We start from the raw sequence: 17255 nt of genomic DNA, 5'->3' as shown, positions 1-17255 counted from the left end.
CACACTCATCATGGTGCCGGTGCTCATGGCAAACAGCTCCCGTTGATTGCAGCTTGCCTTGCAAGTACAGTTCTGCGGCGGTCTTAGCCTGACCTTTTGCTCCAGTTATTACTTCGATCCCTTTTTCATTGAAAATATCGATTGCGCCGCCGCCCATGCCGCCTGAAATAATGACATTCACACCCAGGTCATTCAAGAAGTTGGGCAGGAATCCGGGCCTATGCCCTGGATTTGGTATAGATACGCTTTTGACGATTTGATCGTTTTCAGCTTCAAAAATATTGAAGTTCACACAATGTCCAAAATGCTCTGTTACCATTTCATTTTCACTAGCAACTGCAATTATCATTTTCTTTCCTCCCTTGTTTCGATATTCTTTCTTGTCTAAAATGTCAGCGACTTTTTCAAACCAGATACCATCAAACTGCTCAATTATTCCTTGATCACAGGCTTCTGCAAGTTGAGGATCGATCGGCATCCTGGCTAGAATATCAAGGTTGTGCTTCCGGGCGATTTCGTCAATATGGCTGTCTCCAAATATTTGATGTTCCTTAGTGCAGTCCGGGCATTGGAAATATGCCATATTTTCAACCAAACCGATGATCGGGATGTTCATCATTTCCGCCATCTTAACCGCTTTGGAGACAATCATGGAAACCAACTCTTGCGGTGAAGTCACAATGATCAGTCCATCAACTTGGATGGACTGGAATACGGTAAGGGGAACGTCCCCGGTTCCCGGCGGCATGTCGATGAACATAAAGTCCACAGCGTCCCAGATTACATCCGTCCAAAACTGCTTGACTGCGTTGGCAATCAGCGGTCCCCTCCAAAGTACAGGATCTGTGTCATTTGCCAAGAGCAGGTTAATTGACATGATATCGATTCCCATTTTGCTTTTGATGGGATATAATCCGGACTCACTGCCCTTTGCTTTCTCTGTGATCCCAAACGCTTTGGGTATGGACGGTCCTGTCACATCCGCGTCTAAGATAGCAGCCTGATAGCCTCTTCTGCTCATTGTTACAGCAAGCATTGATGTTACCAGTGATTTACCTACGCCGCCCTTGCCGCTTACAATACCGATTACTTTGTTGATGTTGCTCAGTTCATGGGGTTTTGCCGAAAAATCGGTTTTCGGTTCTTTCCTTTCAGCACAGTCGTCATCGCAGGTGCTGCAGGTTTGATCACAATTTTCGCTCATTAGTTACTCTCCTTTATGATTTTGATATTAGTTCTTGAGTATATTAATAGTCTTCTCAAAAACATCTCCGGCTGCCCGCCCTGCTGCACAATCTATGTCCACAATACTCTGGGCATTATTGATTGCTTTCACAGCATCCGGGTCAAAAGGGATTCTTCCGGCAAAAGGCAGCTTGTGTTTTTGACAAAACGACTCAATTCTTTCTGTATTTTCCATGTTGGTATCATATTTGTTGATGCATACGGCAATTTTGGTGTGAAATCTTTCCGCAGTTCGAATAATGCGTTCCATGTCACTAATACCCGATAGCGAAGGTTCCGCAACAAGCAAAACCATATCAACCCCGCTGAGTGAGGCAATAACCGGACATCCTATCCCCGGCGAACCGTCGATGATGGCAAGTTTCACATCTTTAGCCGCTGATTTCATCTCCTTCTTCACCTCGGTTACCAACTTCCCGGAGGTGCCACTACCCATTTTCAGCTGAGCCGTGGAAAACACCGAATCATTCACGTATAACATCAATTCCCCTGCTACAGCCGGTTTGAGCAATACCGCCTGCACGGGGCAAACAGCCTCGCAAACGCCACAGCCTTCACACAAATAGTGATTCACTTTATATTCAGGATCCGCATGGATTGCCTCGAAGCGGCAATTTTGCCGGCATAGATCACATTGGATGCAGACATCCTTGTCTATCTCTGCTTTGGGCAATCCGTAATAATCTGTTCGTTTTGGTGCGTAAGACCGGCTGAGAAGCAAGTGCAGATTAGGGGCATCCACATCACAGTCTGCATAAGCTTTGGCCTTGGATAACTGAATAAAGGCACCGGCAAGCGTTGTTTTTCCCGTACCGCCCTTGCCGCTAAGGATTAATAGCTGTTTCATGCTGCACCTCCTTAGTCACAATTTGAAGCAGGGTAAAGAACATAGCCCAGTACTTTTCATTTTCTCGGACAGAGATTAAAGCATTTGAATTCAGGGTTCCAAGCTCCTTATCATAAGGTATCCGGCCTAAAATCCTGATGCCTTTTTCTATACAAAATTTTTCTGAAGGATTTTCTCCTGGCAGGCACTTATTGAGCACTACGCCATGCGGCTTATTAAATAACCTGACAAGTTCATAAACCATACTTAAGTTATGGGCGCCAAATATTGTGGGTTCTGCTACCAGGATGCAATAATCAGCATCCTTGATGCTTTCCATTACTATGCAGTCGCTCCCTGGCGGACAATCAATAAAGGTGAAGTCTTTTCCTTCATTTCTGTCGATGAGAAGCTTCTTGACAATGGGGATTCCCGAAGCTTCGCCGGTATTCATAATTCCCGTAAATACAGTCACATTTTCTGAAACACCTTTCTGAACTTCTCCAATGACTTTTTCTCTTTCAGATATGACTTTCTCCGGGCAAAGCAGTACACATCCGCCACAGGAATGGCAAACCTCATCAAAAACTCTTAATTTATTATTAATATGGGCTAAAGCATTAAATTTACAAAAATCAACACACTTGCGGCAGCCGGTACAAAGCTTTTCATCCGCCACAGGAATCTTAATCGAGATTTTTTCCGACTCAATATCCTCCGGCTTGAAAAAAAGATACCCATTCGGCTCTTCGACATCACAATCAATATAAACAGCCTCTTTTGCTGCAGCAGCCAGATTTACAGATACAAGCGTTTTACCTGTACCGCCCTTCCCGCTTAGCACAGCTATCTTCAAGCTATTTCCCTCCACGGCCGTGAAAACCGGCATGAATGTCTTCTAGCAAGGATAGTTTCCCTTCATTAAAGGCATCGATATTATCCTGTATCGAATCATTGACTGTCTTGTATATTTTAATATCCGCCGCTTTAATTACCTCCGCCGCATTTTCCCCGCATCTGGGGGTAAGCAAGGCTCTCACTTGGTTATCTACAACTGTCTGCGCCGCTTTGATCCCTGCACCACCCTGGCTGGCTGCCGCACTATTATCTAAAAAGATATTCTCCCTTGTTTCAGTATCGTAAATAAGGAAATAGGGTGTACGTCCAAAGGACATGCATACATTAGTCTCCATAGATTTATCATCTACCGGGATTGCAATTTTCATTGAATATCCTCCAAAATTCATATTTTTCTTACTCATTGTTAATCGCTGGGTAACATCCTCATCGAGCAATATTTATGGCTCCACTCCTTGAGCCTCATCCATAAAACCTCCGCCGCAGCGATGTCTGAGACAACCTCCACAGGCGCATGATTTCTCAAGGCCGTCACAAAGTGTATAATCTCCGCCCTCGATCTTGAGCACTTTTCCGTTGACTAAGGATTCTGCAAGTTTTTTGCGCGCATCATTATAGATACGCTGAACGGTTGTGCGGGCGATATGCATTTGTTCGGCGCACGCTTCCTGCGTAAATCCCTGTAAGTCAACCAGTCGGATCGTTTCATACTCATCAACAGTCATAATCACAAAGTACTCTTGCTTAATTGGAACGTTGAGCGGTCCAAATCGGTTGCTTTCCGGCAAGCAACAAACTTTTCTCCATTTTCTTGGTCTTGGCATAATTCGTTCTCCTCATTTGCCACAAAAAAAGTAACAGGAGCTTCCCCAGTAACAGGAGCATCCCCTGCTGCTTTTGTTGCCTGGTTATAGGCTCTCTAATTGCTTGCTAAGAACATTGAGCCTAGCTTTCAAGTAACTCCTTTTGCTCTTCCAGCAATTCTTTTTCTGTTTTTAATCCTTTGAGATCTGTTACCAAATTTCTTCCAAAGCCTCGTCTGCAATTAGTCCCCTGTCCTCGTCCTCGTCCCCGTCCTTGTCCTTGTCCTTGTCCTTGTCCTTGTCCTTGTCCGGCACCTCCACGAATAGCTTTTGCTCCGGCGCAAACTCCAAAACCTCTTCCATCCATTACTCCACGTCCCATCGGACCCGTTCCATCTCTTCCTGGCATGTTAACTACCTCCTTTTGTTATTGACATATGCCCTTTACAATTCTTATTATATACGGTTTTGAACATATGTCAATAAAGCATTTATTCTTTTACTACATATTTGGTGCCCCCTGGGATACACTTTTTTCCAATACCAAAAAGTCCCCGTTCGACGAAAAATGCCTAAAACTTTTGGAAGGTCTAATGAGAATGTGATTTAAGAAATTTATAAAGCCCTATCCAGCAGAGGGATAGGGCTTTATCTGGCGAAATCCTATATTTAGTTGAACATTCTAAAAATGAAAGGCACCTCCACGAAGCTTCCGCCCTACCGGTTGGAGCCCCCGGAATCCTGGTGTCTGAGCATTGTCAAATTGCGGGGGCGCTTGGGGCAGCTTAATTGGCCAGGATACCCTGCCCTCGCCTTTATCCTCCTTAAATCACTAATTCATAGATTCTATCATATTCGAGATGATGTTCGCCAAGCAGCTTTTCAAGTGCCGCTCTGCACTTTGGATTTTCTCTCCATGCCAGACCACATCCGGCTGCAATCGCTCTTGGTAACGGTATGATACGACCGCTTAGACCTGCCTCTTTGGCAGCTTCTTCAAAAACCATGGCTTCTGTGGTAGTTTGAAACGTCACCACACATTGTACTTCTTTTTGTCTCATCGGCTTTCCTCTTCCAGAATTGTCAAGGCGCGTATTGCCTCGTTTACTTCATGATTAGTATTAAAATGTGAAAAGCTAAAACGCACCATACCCTGATCCACGGTTCCAAATGTGCTGTGAACTCCTGGAGCGCAGTGGGCGCCAGATCTGGTAGCAATCCCAAAGCGCTGGAAAAGTTCGTCTGCTATTTCTCCTGAATCAATACATCTTAAGTTAAGGGCAACAACCGGTATCCTGACTGCAGCCTCCATATCACCATATAACGTCACTCCAGGCAAATCCTTGATGCCATTTGCAAACAAATTGGCGAGATGAGTGGCTTCCCGGAGGATTCTTAACTGCCCATATGTCTTCAAGTAGTCGCAAGCTGCAAGAAGTCCGGCTAAACCATGAGTATTTAGGGTGCCCGCTTCAAGGGCAGTAGGCAAAACCTGCGGCATTGTATGCGAGTAACTATCCACTCCTGTACCGCCTAGCTTAAGAGGAAACGGCTGTACACCATCAGCTAGACAGAGCACACCCGTACCCTGCGGTCCAAGTAGGCTTTTATGTCCTGAACAGCAAATTGCGGATACCCCAATCTCTTGCATATCGATAGGAAGTAAGCCGGCAGTCTGAGAAGCATCTAAGATGAATAAAAGATTGTATTGATGGCATATTTTACCGATTGTTTCAATGTCCAGAACATTCCCTGTGACGTTTGAGGCATGGGTTAAAATCACAGCCTTAGTTTCTTCACGAACTTCAGCCTCTATATCAGATGTATTAATACATCCTTTTTTATCTGCGGGAACTACCGTCAGGTGAACACCACGCTTCTCCATAAAATAAAGCGGTCGTAGGACACTATTGTGTTCAAGAGCGGTTGTAATGCAATGGTCGCCAGACTTAAAAAGGCCTTGTATCGCAATATTTAAGCTCTCCGTTGCATTGGAGGTAAACACTACGCGTGATGGATCTTCTACATTAAACAAAAGAGACAGAGCCTTTCTCGTACGATAGACCAGACGGCTGGCATCGAGGGATGCACTATGTTCTCCTCGTCCGCTGTTGCCGGTTCCCTGTAAAGCAGAATAAACGGCATCCGCCACCTCTGGCGGCTTATGAAAAGAAGTTGCCGCATGATCCAGGTAAATCATAATTAGTCCTCTTTCAGTATATTTTGATTGTTTCTCAAGGCTTGACAATCTTTGTTGCCCGTATCTGTTTCTCCACTATAACGTACATATTTGTAACGGAGCCTACCCCTAACTTCTCCGTCAAGCCATAATGATTTAAACAGGTTCCGCAAGTTAAAATTTCCACGCCTTGAGATTCCAAAAGCTTCAAATCAGCCAGAGAATCCGAGCCCTGCACAGACAACTTTGCTCCATTATTATAAAGAAGAACTGTCTCCGGCAGCCGATCCTGTTCTGTCAAAGCATAGATGAAACCCTTCATGAGTGTAAGCCCTAATTTTTCATCTCCTTCTCCCATTTTATTTGACGAAAGTACAACCACTGTTCTTTCCAAGCGGCTATCAGGGATACAAACTGTTTCTTCCGCAGCTTTTGTTGTTTCATTGCTTGAAGCAGCGGTCACTGTCAATGTTACCAGATAGTTATCCTCATCGATTTTTTCAGAAGTGACTATTAAATGCTTCTGTTCAGCCATTTTGCTTAGATTCTGTACAGCAATAAAATTATCTACGGTTACCTCAACGCTATCCCCCTCCTGGAGTGTTGCCAACACTTTATTAGTCTCGACAACAGGGATGGGACATGTTTTTCCTCTAGCGTCTAATATTTTTTTCATACGCATTCCCCTCGTCTAATAAATTAGGTTATTTTACGATGATTCTCTTATCATCTTTTCGTGTTACTGTCCCCACAATACCGCAAGGCAATCCCAAAGCCTCAATCTCGTTGATAGCAAGTTTGGCGTCTTTGGGCGGCAAACTGACCAAAAGTCCTCCTGATGTCTGTGGATCAAAGAGGATTTCTTCCATAGCGTAAGGAACATTTCTAAAATCCACCCTATTTCCTACATGATTACGATTTCTCTGAGCAGCTGCGGTCAGAAAAAACTTATTTGCATAATGAACTGCCTCTGGAATATATGGTACTTGCAAACAATCAATCTCCGCTCCAAAATCATCCCCGATCATCTCCTGAAGATGCCCCAAAAAACTAAAACCTGTCACATCAGTACAAGCATGTACACGGTAATTTCTGATAATATCCATTGCATACTTGTTAAGGGTGGTCATCGAAAGGATGGCCAAATCCATAGCTTCCTGAGAACTTTCGCCAATCCGCTGGGCAGTGCAGACAATACCCACTCCCAAAGGTTTTGTTAAAAGCAGCTGATCTCCCTCCTGACAAGCGTTGTTCTTGTAAATTTTATCCGGATGAATGATACCGGTTACAGAAAGACCATACTTCACATCACTATCCGCAATGGAATGTCCGCCTGCCAGGATTCCTCCTGCTTCTCGGACTTTTTCACTTCCTCCCAGCATGATCGCCCCTAAAATATTCAGATCCATCTTCTCCGGAAAACACACAATATTCAGTGCCGTTTTGACCTCTCCTCCCATTGCATAGATATCGGAAAGGGCATTGGCCGCTGCAATCTGTCCAAAAGTGTAAGGATCATCTACCATAGGTGGGAAAAAATCCAAGGTCTGTACAACCGCTAAATCATCTGTTAATTTGTATACTGCTGCATCATCAGAACTATCAAAACCTACAAGCAAATGTGGATCTGCTGCCTTAGGCAACTTCTCAAGGACAGAAGCCAATATTCCAGGTCCTAGTTTAGCGGTGCAACCTCCGCCTTTACAAAAAACAATCTCCTCATGCATATTTCACTCCCCCTTTACTATTATTTTTAACTTTTTTCACATATTTCACTCTTGCTTTGATCCCCTCATGACAACATCAATTTTTCAATCCGCAATATAAAAAGCAAGGTGGGAGCAGTTTGAATTTTAAGAGGTTTACCCCTGTCATTTGATCTGTGTTCTTAAGTATCTCAAAGTCCAAGCTATTCCCCCCTATTCTCTAACGCCAAATTAAAATATTGAGGGTATATAATATATTCATTATATTATATATCGACAATTAATTATACACCAGAAAAAACAGATACCACAGTACCATCATCCAACAATAATAGGGGGGAACGTGTATGTTTATGCGTTCCTGCCTATCGCTTTCAGTGTACTAATGCCTCTTCGTTCACAGTCCTGCGATACATATTGAGTTGTTTATTAGAATAACGCATAACAACGGAAACAAATTATCCCTGCCGCTCTAGTCATTGCAGTACGTAAATATTTATGATATCTTTAATCAAATCAATATCTGTTAACGGTCAAAGCTTTGCTGGTGAAAACTAGAAAAGTGGGGGAAATAATACTTAAGTTCTCAGTGCAGAATAAGGTGTTATTTCCATGAGAAATTGGCTTACTGGGGTGGGTAGTCTATTATTGGACTTCCCGTTTTTTATTGGCTATTAGTATTTATTTGTATTGTGAATAAAAGCGGGTTTGCGTCGTTGATAAAATGATATGGGAGGAACATTCATTGATTAGCTTTTGGCTCTCCATTATTATTTTCGTAATTACCTATATATTTATCATTACTGATAAAATCCATCGTACCATTGTCGTCTGGATGGGTGCGGTCTTGGTTATTGTGCTGGGGGTTATTAACCAGGAAAAAGCTATAGAACATATTGACTTTAATACCCTGTTGTTACTAATCGGGATGATGGTGATTGTTGGTATTACCCGAAAAAGCGGTGTGTTTGAATATCTGGCCATAAAGTCCGCCAAAATGGTTAAGGGCGAACCGGTTGCCATCCTGGTCGCGCTGGGTTTTATTACGGCAGTGGCTTCAGCCCTGTTAGATAATGTTACCGCCGTGCTTTTAGTTGTACCGATAACTTACGCCCTTACCGATCTTCTCGAAATAGCACCTATACCCTTTCTTTTTACCGAAATTATTACTTCTAATATCGGTGGAACAGCAACACTGATTGGTGATCCTCCCAACATTATGATTGGCAGTGCAACAGGTCTGGGTTTTATGGATTTTATTATGAATCTGGCTCTGCCAGTCGGTATAATCTTGGTGACAACCATTGTTTGCCTGGTATTCATTTATAAAAAGGATCTAACCGCCGACAAAGATAAGATTGAGCGTCTTATGGCACTCAATGAAATTGACTGTATCCGCGAATGGTTAATTCTTAAAAAGTCTCTAGTGGTTCTGGGACTCACAATTTTGGGTTTTTTACTCCACCAGAGCCTACACTTGGAGTCGGCGACAATTGCCCTTTTTGGTGCGGGACTACTCATGCTAATCACCCGGGAAGAGCCGGAAGAAGCACTGCTTTCTATAGAATGGCCTACCATATTCTTTTTTGCAGGTCTTTTTATACTGGTGGGAGGTCTGCAGGTAAATGGGGTTATCAGCCTAATTGCTAATATATCGCTGCAAATTACGGGAGACAGCGTTGCTTTAACCGGCATCCTGGTTTTGTGGTTATCCGCGCTGGCTTCTGCTTTTGTGGACAACATTCCCTTTGTGGCCACCATGATTCCATTGTTACAAGAAGTAGGCCAGCTTTCCCAAATGCCCATGGAGTCAATTTGGTGGTCGCTGGCTTTAGGGGCCTGTCTGGGTGGCAATGGTTCTCTTATCGGAGCCTCCGCCAATGTAATCGTTGCCGGCATTGCTGAAAGAAATGGTACGCCGATAAAATTTAAAGAATTTCTAATAGTCGGCTTCCCTTTAATGCTGTTATCCATAATCATATCCACAGGCTACCTCTACTTGGTTTTCTGGAGATGATGAAAATTAATGACGTAGTGTTATGGACTGACAGGCCCATTATCAGTATTATTTCCCCCTGATGGTTCTGATGCCGGTTTTACCGATTAATACTTGGCGTAATTAAGTTTAAGCGAATGGACAGGAAAAGAGCGAGTAACAAGAAACCTAAGATCATGCTAATTACGCCAACCCAGCCAAACGACAACCAAAGGGTACCGCCACTTGTTCCGCCAAAGCTCGCACCTGCATAGAAGAAGAGAAGATAGAGAGACGAAGCTTGTGCTTTGTCATGCGTGGCCCGGTGTCCAACCCAACTGCTGGCAAGCGAATGACTGCCAAAAGAGCCAAAGGTAAAAATTGCTATGCCCAAGATTTTGAGCACTAATATAGTGCTTAAGGTAATGCCTGCGCCGGAGGCCATGATGAGCAGAGCGACCCATAGCATTTGGCGACGACCATAAATGTCTGCCAAGCGGCCCATCCAAGTCGAGCTAAACGTCCCTACGGAATAGATCACGAAAATCCAGCCAACGATCGTTTGACTGAGCAAATAAGGCGGAGCAAGCAATTGATAGCCGATATAGTTAAAGAGGGTGACAAAACTCCCCATGAGAAAGAAGCCAATCCCATATAAACAAAGCAACCCAGGATCCCTAAGATGGTTAGCCATCGATCTCAGTAATTTTCCAATCTCCAACGGGCGCGGTTGAAAGTGTTTCGACTCCGGGAGTAAGTACCAAAATAGCAAGCTCGCCAAGAAACTTAAAATTCCAATACTGCCTAGTGCCACCCGCCAATTGAAATAATCAGTGAGCATCCCGATAATAATCCGCCCGCTCATCCCACCGACCGAGTTCCCGCTGATATAGATTCCCATCGCAATTCCCAAGCTGGCGGGTTCAATTTCTTCAGAGAGGTAAGCCATCGCCACAGCGGGTAAACCTGCCAGAACAACCCCCTGAAGGATACGAAAGAATAGGAGAAAATGATAGTTAGGGACAAAAGCAATTAGAACTGCCAAGAGGGATGAAGCTATTAGAGAAAATATCATGAGAGGTTTACGCCCTTCGACTTCAGATAGGGAACCGAAAAATAAGAGGCTGACCGCCACGGCAATCGTCGTCATCGAAAGGGACAGGCTTGCTACAGCAGGAGAGATGTGAAACTCCCGGGAGAACGCCGGTAACAAGGGTTGTGTACTGTACATGATCGCAAACGTGCTGAAACCGGCAAAAAATAATGCGACATTTGTTTTACGAAAGGATAGGGTTCCCTTTTGAATATAGCCCATAGAATAATCACCCCAATCCATGCAGATATGGTCACAAGCACCAAATAATCAAAGCACAAACCTTCCTGCCCCCTTCCAAAGAGGGGTTTTGGTTACCCAGCCAGCGTTCGCAGGGCCTTTTTGACCTGCTCTTCTGTCGTTAAATCCCCACTATCTTTCAGGACCTGACCAAGAGCCTGCCTTGCTTCGTCCAAACCAAAGCCAAGCGCCAGTAATGTTTGTAATGCTTCTGAGTGCATAAGGGGAGATGGGACCGGGAACGATTCCCCACCAGTTGGAAGAGAAACGTGTCCTTTGAATTTTTCTTTTAGTTCCAGAATTAGGCGTTGGGCTGTTTTCTTACCAATGCCTGGCACTTTGGTTAATAAATTAATATTTTCACTTAAAATTGCACTTTCAATCTGAATTGCACCAAAGTTTGAAAGTAGGGCTATAGCTGCTTTAGGGCCAATGCCTGATACACTCAACATTTCCAGAAAGAGTTGTTTTTCTTCTAAGGAGGAAAATCCATAAAGAGATATATCATCTTCGCGTATAATCACATGGGTGTACACGATAAGTTCTTGCCCAGGACAAGACTGAGCCAAGAGTCCATAAGGCACTGTAAGTAAGTATCCAGTCCCGTTTACATCAATCACCAAACGCTCTGCTTGGATTTCCCACACCTTACCTCGCAACATTCCGATCATCGGAATTCCTCCATTCTCCGGTCTAAAGCATAGCTATGAGCATGACAGATCGCAACGGCTAAAGCGTCCGCCGTATCATCCGGTTTGGGAATCTCATCCAGCCTTAATAACCCTTTAACCATTTGCTGAACTTGTTGTTTCTCTGCCTTTCCATATCCCACAACCGCTTGTTTAACCTGCAACGGTGTATATTCATAAACAGGAATGCCATGTTGGGCGCCAGCCAGCAAGACTACACCCCGAGCTTGCCCGACAGCCAGAGCAGTCGTGGTATTGCGGTTAAAGAAAAGCTCTTCTACAGCCATGTGATCCGGAGGGTGTTCCTGAAGAAACGGTACAATTTGTTCATATAATATCAACAAACGCTCCGCTATTGGCGTGTGAGCCGGTGTACGCCAGCATGAATAAGCGAGCGCACGTAAGTGATTCCCTTTTTTTTCAATTAAACCATACCCCATAATCGCCGTTCCAGGGTCAATCCCCAAAATAATCATCACTCGTCTTCCTTTCAACACGATAGATTTCGACAGAAGACGGGCGATTCCCTTTCTTCTAAATACCTTTCTACTCCTGCCACAGAGGTTCGTTTACAGTATCAATAAATGACTGAACTTCATCCAGGGAATAAAACTCGACCTTGGGAACGATATCCAACATCTCCTTTGGCCAAGCCTGAACATTTAATCCTGTGACAACGACTCTGCCGCCAGCTCCCGGGGTTCCTTCGATTACAGATAGAATCCCTTGCTCAAGCCCAAAATGATAGGTAACAATAGCCGAGTCATCATTCGTTGACGCTGTTTCTGCATTGATAGAACTCAAAGCACTACCGGCATGATGTATATCGTACCACCAAGACGTTGCTGCTGGGACAATGCTGCCAATTCCCAATCCGATTATTAGAACCAGACTAATTACCATATACCTGTGCATAATTAAAACCCTCCTGACCTTTTCTTTAGATCTAGTCTTGCCAGGAGGGTATAAATTAATCGTTATGCTGTTTGGAATTTAGTTTTCTTAAAAATCTTCGTTTGCCAAAGCGTCTGTCAATTCAAAATTAGAATACACCCCTTGGGAATCATCATGGTCTTCTAAAGTATCCATCAAACGGACAAGCTTCCGCGCCAGCTCTGCGTCAGTTATCTCGATGGTATTTTGCGGAATCGGGCTGAGCACAGCTTCTACAACCGAGATCTTTTGATCCAGCAGAGCCTGACGTACACCCTCCAAAGCTTCAGGAGCAGTAAATACAACATACCCTCTCTCATCTATTTCAAAGTCATCAGCCCCCGCGTCTAAGGCCAGCATCATTAAATCATCCTCGGATAACTTAAGCCCCTCGCGCATAATCCTCAATTGCCCTTTTTCTTCAAACATCCACCCTACACTACCCGTCTCCCCCATATTGCCACCATTTTTAGCAAAGATATGGCGAATTTCACCAGCAGTACGGTTGCGGTTATCCGTTAAAATATCAATCATGATGGCAACCCCTCCGGGGCCATACCCTTCATAGCGAAGCTCATCATAAACTGCTCCTTCCGCTCCGCCGATCCCTTTTTGAATAGCACGTTGGATGTTCTCATTGGGTACATTTTCAGCTTTGGCGTTTTCAATGGCGATCTTTAAGCGGAAGTCGTTAATGTCTCCCCCACTGGCACGGGAGGCAACCACCAGTTCACGACCCAGTTTGGTAAACATTTTCCCTTTATAGGCATCTGCCTTGCCTTTTTTATGTTTAATGTTTGCCCACTTGGAATGTCCTGACATGACACAGTCCTCCTTATGCTAATCCACTTTAAATTAGTTTAGCATAGGGCAAATTCCCTTGTAAAGCAATATATTAGGAAACATTCGATATTCGAACCTCGAACCACGAACATGGAATATGATATTTCCTCAGCAGATTTTTCTTGCCTAAAAGAAAACGATAAAGCAATCCCCGGCATTGCTTTATCGTTATTATGTTTTTATGTTTTTTATGTTTTTTATGTTTTCCCATATTGTGCTGAAAAGAGCTGCATAGGCATAGGTATGTCGTCTTACAGTATGAACATAAGCTAATAAGCCCAACATAAACTAACTTGGAGATGTAATGTGCCTCAATGTATAATAAATATGAATTTTGAGTGAAATTCGATGTTTACAAATATGTTAATATATATTTAAGAAAATATGTGATTTTAAAATGGAGGTTTAAAATGCGTTTTGTTACATTCAACTCTAAAGGAATTGAAAAAATAGGAGTAATTTTTAAAGATGAAAAATCATTGACTTCTTTGGATGAACTGTTTCCTGATTTCATAATGATAGATCTTATTAAGAACTTTAGCAAAGAACTGGCAGATAAAATAAACAGGATACAGAATAAAAAAATTAAGATACCATTAAGTAAAGTAGTTTTAGAATCGCCTATCCCAAACCCTCCAAGAGGAATTATATGCCTGGGGAAAAACTACAGAGATCACATCAAAGAAGTAGCAAAAGCAATTGACGGTAAAGACGGTGAACCTGATATTCCTAAATTCCCCATATACTTTTCAAAGCTTGTTGACAAGTGTATAGGCCCTGACGGCGTTATCCCAGCTCATAACAATTTTACTGACAGCCTTGACTATGAAGTAGAGCTTGCCATAATTATCGGCAAAGAAGGTACAAACATTCCTGAAAATAAGGTTGACGAGCACATATTTGGCTACACTATTTTAAATGATGTATCGGTTAGAAATGCTCAAAAAAAGCACTCTCAATGGTTCAGAGGAAAAAGTTTTGATGGTTCATGTCCTATGGGGCCTTGGATAGTTACCAAGGAGGAATTTAAATATCCAGTTCAATTAGCTATCAGGTCCTATGTCAATGGTGAACTGCGACAGGATTCCAACACAAAAGAATTCATATTTGATATACCTTACATAATAAGTGATTTTTCGAAGGGTATCACTTTAAAACCCGGCGATGTGATTGCTACCGGAACTCCTGCCGGTGTAGGTATGGGATTTACCCCGCCAAAATTTTTGAAGGTCGGCGACGAAGTTAAATGCTACATTGAAAACATTGGCTTCCTGAAAAACAAAGTTTTGTAGCTTTATTATCTATGGAAAGAACTTTATTCAAATATTTGGTATAATATAGTGGCGAGGAGGGATACCCCATGCCATTAACAAAAGAAGAAAGAAAATATAATCTGATAGGCCAAAGGAGTCCGACGGCTTCAGCTATACTTTTAGATACGTTAAAAAACGTTCCAATAAATCGGAACGTTTTTTAAGTATACTTTTGAGCTACACTATTCTACTTCTTGGATAATTGGTAAAATCATAGGACGGCGACGAGTCTTTTCGTAAAATTGTTTACTCAAGGCATCTCGAATTTGGTTTTTTAACATAGCCCATTCCGTAACCCTATTCTCTCGACAACGTGCCATCGTCTGCCTAGCTTTTTGTTTAGCCTCGTCTAACATAGCCTCTGACTCACGGACATAAACAAACCCACGCGTTACTACATCAGGTCCCGAAACAATCGCCCCGCTTGAACGGCTTATAGTCATAACTACGATCAGAATACCGTCTTGAGAAAGCTGTTTTCGATCCCGTAATACAATGTTCCCGACATCTCCAACACCTAAACCGTCAATTAAAACTTTTCCAGCCGTAACCTTGCCACCCATAAATGCACCGTGGCGAGTGAACTCAACGACCCCCCCATTTTCCGTAATAAAAATATTCTCCCGGGGAATCCCGAGTTCTTCAGCTAATTGAGCATGTTTGATCAACATGCGATACTCTCCGTGAACCGGCATAAAATATTGTGGTCGGATCATGCTTAGCATTAATTTTTGTTCTTCCTGGCTGGCATGACCTGATACGTGCATGCCATCCGATGATTCATAGATAACATTGGCACCCAGCTTAAATAATTGGTCCACTGTTTTAGCCACCGACTTTTCATTACCTGAAATTGGACTTGCTGAAATGATCACAGTGTCACCAGGTTTAATCGCAACATGACGGTGGTCATTGCTTGCCATGCGGGTTAGTGCAGACATTGGCTCACCCTGACTCCCCGTAGTTAAAATACAAACTTGATTTCCAGGTAAGCTGACGATCTCATCGATATCAATAAGGGTTCCCTCCGGAATATCCAAATACCCCAGCTCTTCGGCAATTCCAACAATATTGACCATGCTTCGTCCCACAACCGCCACCTTGCGGTTTGTCTTAACCGCAGAGGTTATAGCCTGTTGGAGTCGATAAACATTTGAAGCAAAACTAGCAAGAATTATACGATCCTTTGCCTCACAAAAAGCTTCATCAATCATTTGTCCGACTAGCCTCTCAGACGGAGTAAACCCGGTTCTTTCCACATTTGTACTGTCGGATAATAAGCATAAAACCCCTTTGTCACCCAGTTCGGAAAATCTTTGTATGTCAAGTATCTCCCCAGATACTGGTGTATGATCTAGTTTAAAATCCCCTGTAATGACAATAGTCCCTAAAGGCGAATGAATGGCAATTGATACTGTATCCGGAATACTGTGGTTAACCCGAATAAATTCAATTCGGAAAACCCCAAGCTTAATAACATCACGCGGTTGAACAACCGTAGCCTTAATACTATTTAAGTTGTTTTCTTTCATCTTGGACTGAATAATACCCAAGGTCAATCGCGTACTAAAAATGGGTACATCTAAATCTCTCAACAAGTAAGGCAATGCGCCGATATGATCTTCATGTCCGTGCGTTAGCAATATGCCAAGGAGCATTTCTTTGTTTTCAATTAAATAAGAGTAGTCCGGTATTACAATATCGATCCCGGGCATATCTTCGTCCGGAAACGCTAACCCTGCATCAACAAGCACCATCTGATTATCATAGCGGATCACTGTCATATTCTTTCCGATTTCTCCAAGTCCGCCCAAGGGAATAATTTGTAGTTTATGCTCTTTCGGCAAACAAATCTACCTCCTGTATTTATTTTAACTCTTGCATGCATTATGTTTAAAAAGCCAGGGGGGACCACCGTGAGTTTCTTTCGAAGCCGAAGTGAACTCGCTTACGCTAAAGCTGAACAGCGAGGCTTCAGATAGGGACTCTACCCCACCTGAAGTTACGAAGAACCCACCCCCACTTATAGAAGTGGGGGTCTTGAAAACTTGATAAAGGCGACAAAAAGACGCGAAATTCCAATAACGAACACAAAGATGCCACGTATTCGTCAGTATTTCGAAAAGTATCCTATTATGAAACTAGCCGCACAATTATAGATACTCTATTATAGCGTGCAAACCGCTGACTGGCAAGTTCCATCGATTATTTACTAAACTAACCCAAATTGATAAAGTATATAATTTAGGGTAACGGACACTATAATATTAATATTTTCAAGAAAGGTGGTTAAAATTATGACCAATGTTGTTTGTTCCGCAAACCAATGTACTCATAATGAGGATGGTCACTGTCAGCTTAAGACACTAAGTGTTACTTCCAGCTTAATGAACCGGGAGGCAGAGTGTGCTTTTTACGAACCCCGGAAATAAATAATTCTGGATTATTAATCATTGATTTAGTATAAGGTCATCGATAAAGTCATCACCCATCGAGTGATGACTTTAATTTATATAGAGGCATAGATCCATAGCGATAATGAACCTCTGCAT

At 43.0% G+C, this 17255-nt stretch carries 19 protein-coding genes; 3 read left to right on the top strand and 16 right to left on the bottom strand.

Features of this window, described 5'->3' with window-relative positions; genetic code table 11:
- From AC6I5A_RS05990 to selD, 10 genes are all read right to left on the bottom strand, one after another.
- The coding region (locus AC6I5A_RS05990; RefSeq protein ID WP_052167925.1) for an iron-sulfur cluster carrier protein MrpORP at positions 1–1204 on the bottom strand (1204 nt) is incomplete at its 3' end.
- Between the two features lie 27 nt (positions 1205–1231).
- Positions 1232–2092, bottom strand: a complete 861-nt coding sequence (locus AC6I5A_RS05985) for an ATP-binding protein (RefSeq protein WP_034612981.1) — start codon at positions 2090–2092, stop codon at positions 1232–1234.
- The gene (locus AC6I5A_RS05980; protein WP_034612978.1) at positions 2070–2927 is read right to left on the bottom strand and encodes a nucleotide-binding protein; all 858 of its coding nucleotides are present in this window, start codon (positions 2925–2927) and stop codon (positions 2070–2072) included. The genes AC6I5A_RS05985 and AC6I5A_RS05980 overlap by 23 nt, the downstream gene beginning before the upstream one ends.
- A 1-nt stretch (position 2928) precedes the next feature.
- Positions 2929–3297, bottom strand: a complete 369-nt coding sequence (locus AC6I5A_RS05975; protein ID WP_034612975.1) for a NifB/NifX family molybdenum-iron cluster-binding protein — start codon at positions 3295–3297, stop codon at positions 2929–2931.
- 72 nt (positions 3298–3369) lie between these two features.
- Positions 3370–3753 (bottom strand): DUF134 domain-containing protein, encoded by a 384-nt coding sequence (locus AC6I5A_RS05970; protein ID WP_034612972.1) that lies wholly within the window; start codon positions 3751–3753, stop codon positions 3370–3372.
- A 121-nt stretch (positions 3754–3874) separates the two neighbouring features.
- A complete protein-coding gene (locus AC6I5A_RS05965; RefSeq protein WP_497900535.1) occupies positions 3875–4141 on the bottom strand; it encodes a DUF5320 domain-containing protein in 267 nt (88 codons plus the stop codon).
- Between the two features lie 415 nt (positions 4142–4556).
- A complete protein-coding gene (locus AC6I5A_RS05960) occupies positions 4557–4793 on the bottom strand; it encodes a putative Se/S carrier protein (RefSeq protein WP_034612969.1) in 237 nt (78 codons plus the stop codon).
- Positions 4790–5932, bottom strand: a complete 1143-nt coding sequence (locus AC6I5A_RS05955) for an aminotransferase class V-fold PLP-dependent enzyme (RefSeq protein ID WP_034612967.1) — start codon at positions 5930–5932, stop codon at positions 4790–4792. The genes AC6I5A_RS05960 and AC6I5A_RS05955 overlap by 4 nt, the downstream gene beginning before the upstream one ends.
- A gap of 34 nt (positions 5933–5966) precedes the next feature.
- Complete coding sequence (gene yedF, locus AC6I5A_RS05950; RefSeq protein WP_034612964.1) at positions 5967–6587, bottom strand: sulfurtransferase-like selenium metabolism protein YedF; 621 nt, start codon at positions 6585–6587, stop codon at positions 5967–5969.
- 28 nt (positions 6588–6615) lie between these two features.
- Positions 6616–7638 (bottom strand): selenide, water dikinase SelD, encoded by a 1023-nt coding sequence (gene selD, locus AC6I5A_RS05945; RefSeq protein ID WP_034612961.1) that lies wholly within the window; start codon positions 7636–7638, stop codon positions 6616–6618.
- Between the two features lie 703 nt (positions 7639–8341).
- On the opposite strand from selD, the gene AC6I5A_RS05940 reads away from it, so the two are divergent.
- On the top strand, positions 8342–9634 hold the full coding sequence (locus AC6I5A_RS05940; protein ID WP_034612959.1) for an ArsB/NhaD family transporter: 1293 nt from the start codon (positions 8342–8344) through the stop codon (positions 9632–9634).
- Positions 9635–9713: 79 nt separating this feature from the next.
- Here the strand turns inward: AC6I5A_RS05940 and AC6I5A_RS05935 are convergent, their stop codons facing one another.
- The 5 genes from AC6I5A_RS05935 to AC6I5A_RS05915 all read right to left on the bottom strand — a co-directional run bounded on the left by AC6I5A_RS05935 (position 9714) and on the right by AC6I5A_RS05915 (position 13369).
- The gene (locus tag AC6I5A_RS05935; protein ID WP_034612957.1) at positions 9714–10907 is read right to left on the bottom strand and encodes an MFS transporter; all 1194 of its coding nucleotides are present in this window, start codon (positions 10905–10907) and stop codon (positions 9714–9716) included.
- 92 nt (positions 10908–10999) lie between these two features.
- Complete coding sequence (ruvA, locus tag AC6I5A_RS05930; protein ID WP_034612955.1) at positions 11000–11596, bottom strand: Holliday junction branch migration protein RuvA; 597 nt, start codon at positions 11594–11596, stop codon at positions 11000–11002.
- Entirely contained in the window at positions 11593–12090 is a 498-nt protein-coding gene (ruvC, locus tag AC6I5A_RS05925; RefSeq protein WP_034612953.1) for a crossover junction endodeoxyribonuclease RuvC, read from the bottom strand. The genes ruvA and ruvC overlap by 4 nt, the downstream gene beginning before the upstream one ends.
- 70 nt (positions 12091–12160) lie before the next feature.
- Entirely contained in the window at positions 12161–12529 is a 369-nt protein-coding gene (locus AC6I5A_RS05920) for a hypothetical protein (RefSeq protein ID WP_034612950.1), read from the bottom strand.
- Positions 12530–12616: 87 nt separating this feature from the next.
- Positions 12617–13369, bottom strand: coding sequence for a YebC/PmpR family DNA-binding transcriptional regulator (locus AC6I5A_RS05915; RefSeq protein WP_034612948.1), 753 nt, complete (start codon positions 13367–13369; stop codon positions 12617–12619).
- A 431-nt stretch (positions 13370–13800) separates the two neighbouring features.
- Between AC6I5A_RS05915 and AC6I5A_RS05910 the strand changes: the two genes are divergently transcribed.
- Entirely contained in the window at positions 13801–14682 is an 882-nt protein-coding gene (locus tag AC6I5A_RS05910; RefSeq protein ID WP_034612945.1) for a fumarylacetoacetate hydrolase family protein, read from the top strand.
- Between the two features lie 203 nt (positions 14683–14885).
- On the opposite strand, the gene AC6I5A_RS05905 is transcribed toward AC6I5A_RS05910, so the two are convergent.
- The gene (locus AC6I5A_RS05905; RefSeq protein ID WP_034612942.1) at positions 14886–16550 is read right to left on the bottom strand and encodes a ribonuclease J; all 1665 of its coding nucleotides are present in this window, start codon (positions 16548–16550) and stop codon (positions 14886–14888) included.
- Between the two features lie 450 nt (positions 16551–17000).
- Between AC6I5A_RS05905 and AC6I5A_RS05900 the strand changes: the two genes are divergently transcribed.
- Positions 17001–17135 carry a DUF1540 domain-containing protein gene (locus AC6I5A_RS05900; protein ID WP_497900534.1) on the top strand — a complete coding sequence of 45 codons (135 nt, stop codon included), beginning with the start codon at positions 17001–17003 and terminating at the stop codon, positions 17133–17135.
- Positions 17136–17255: the final 120 nt, after the last annotated feature.

It is taken from the genome of Desulfosporosinus sp. Tol-M2, from assembly GCF_059735615.1.
Note: the sequence above shows the minus strand (reverse complement) of the source record. Positions and strands in the feature narration are given on the sequence as shown.

Excerpts from the sequence above, each read along its gene's own strand:
- AC6I5A_RS05985 (WP_034612981.1), bottom strand. The coding sequence starts at position 2,092 with ATGAAACAGCTATTAATCCTTAGCGGCAAGGGCGGTACGGGAAAAACA.
- AC6I5A_RS05975 (WP_034612975.1), bottom strand. The coding sequence starts at position 3,297 with ATGAAAATTGCAATCCCGGTAGATGATAAATCTATGGAGACTAATGTA.
- AC6I5A_RS05970 (WP_034612972.1), bottom strand. The coding sequence starts at position 3,753 with ATGCCAAGACCAAGAAAATGGAGAAAAGTTTGTTGCTTGCCGGAAAGC.
- AC6I5A_RS05965 (WP_497900535.1), bottom strand. The coding sequence starts at position 4,141 with ATGCCAGGAAGAGATGGAACGGGTCCGATGGGACGTGGAGTAATGGAT.
- AC6I5A_RS05960 (WP_034612969.1), bottom strand. The coding sequence starts at position 4,793 with ATGAGACAAAAAGAAGTACAATGTGTGGTGACGTTTCAAACTACCACA.
- AC6I5A_RS05955 (WP_034612967.1), bottom strand. The coding sequence starts at position 5,932 with ATGATTTACCTGGATCATGCGGCAACTTCTTTTCATAAGCCGCCAGAG.
- yedF (WP_034612964.1), bottom strand. The coding sequence starts at position 6,587 with ATGAAAAAAATATTAGACGCTAGAGGAAAAACATGTCCCATCCCTGTT.
- selD (WP_034612961.1), bottom strand. The coding sequence starts at position 7,638 with ATGCATGAGGAGATTGTTTTTTGTAAAGGCGGAGGTTGCACCGCTAAA.
- AC6I5A_RS05940 (WP_034612959.1), top strand. The coding sequence starts at position 8,342 with ATGATATGGGAGGAACATTCATTGATTAGCTTTTGGCTCTCCATTATT.
- AC6I5A_RS05935 (WP_034612957.1), bottom strand. The coding sequence starts at position 10,907 with ATGGGCTATATTCAAAAGGGAACCCTATCCTTTCGTAAAACAAATGTC.
- ruvA (WP_034612955.1), bottom strand. The coding sequence starts at position 11,596 with ATGATCGGAATGTTGCGAGGTAAGGTGTGGGAAATCCAAGCAGAGCGT.
- ruvC (WP_034612953.1), bottom strand. The coding sequence starts at position 12,090 with ATGATTATTTTGGGGATTGACCCTGGAACGGCGATTATGGGGTATGGT.
- AC6I5A_RS05920 (WP_034612950.1), bottom strand. The coding sequence starts at position 12,529 with ATGCACAGGTATATGGTAATTAGTCTGGTTCTAATAATCGGATTGGGA.
- AC6I5A_RS05915 (WP_034612948.1), bottom strand. The coding sequence starts at position 13,369 with ATGTCAGGACATTCCAAGTGGGCAAACATTAAACATAAAAAAGGCAAG.
- AC6I5A_RS05910 (WP_034612945.1), top strand. The coding sequence starts at position 13,801 with ATGCGTTTTGTTACATTCAACTCTAAAGGAATTGAAAAAATAGGAGTA.
- AC6I5A_RS05900 (WP_497900534.1), top strand. The coding sequence starts at position 17,001 with ATGACCAATGTTGTTTGTTCCGCAAACCAATGTACTCATAATGAGGAT.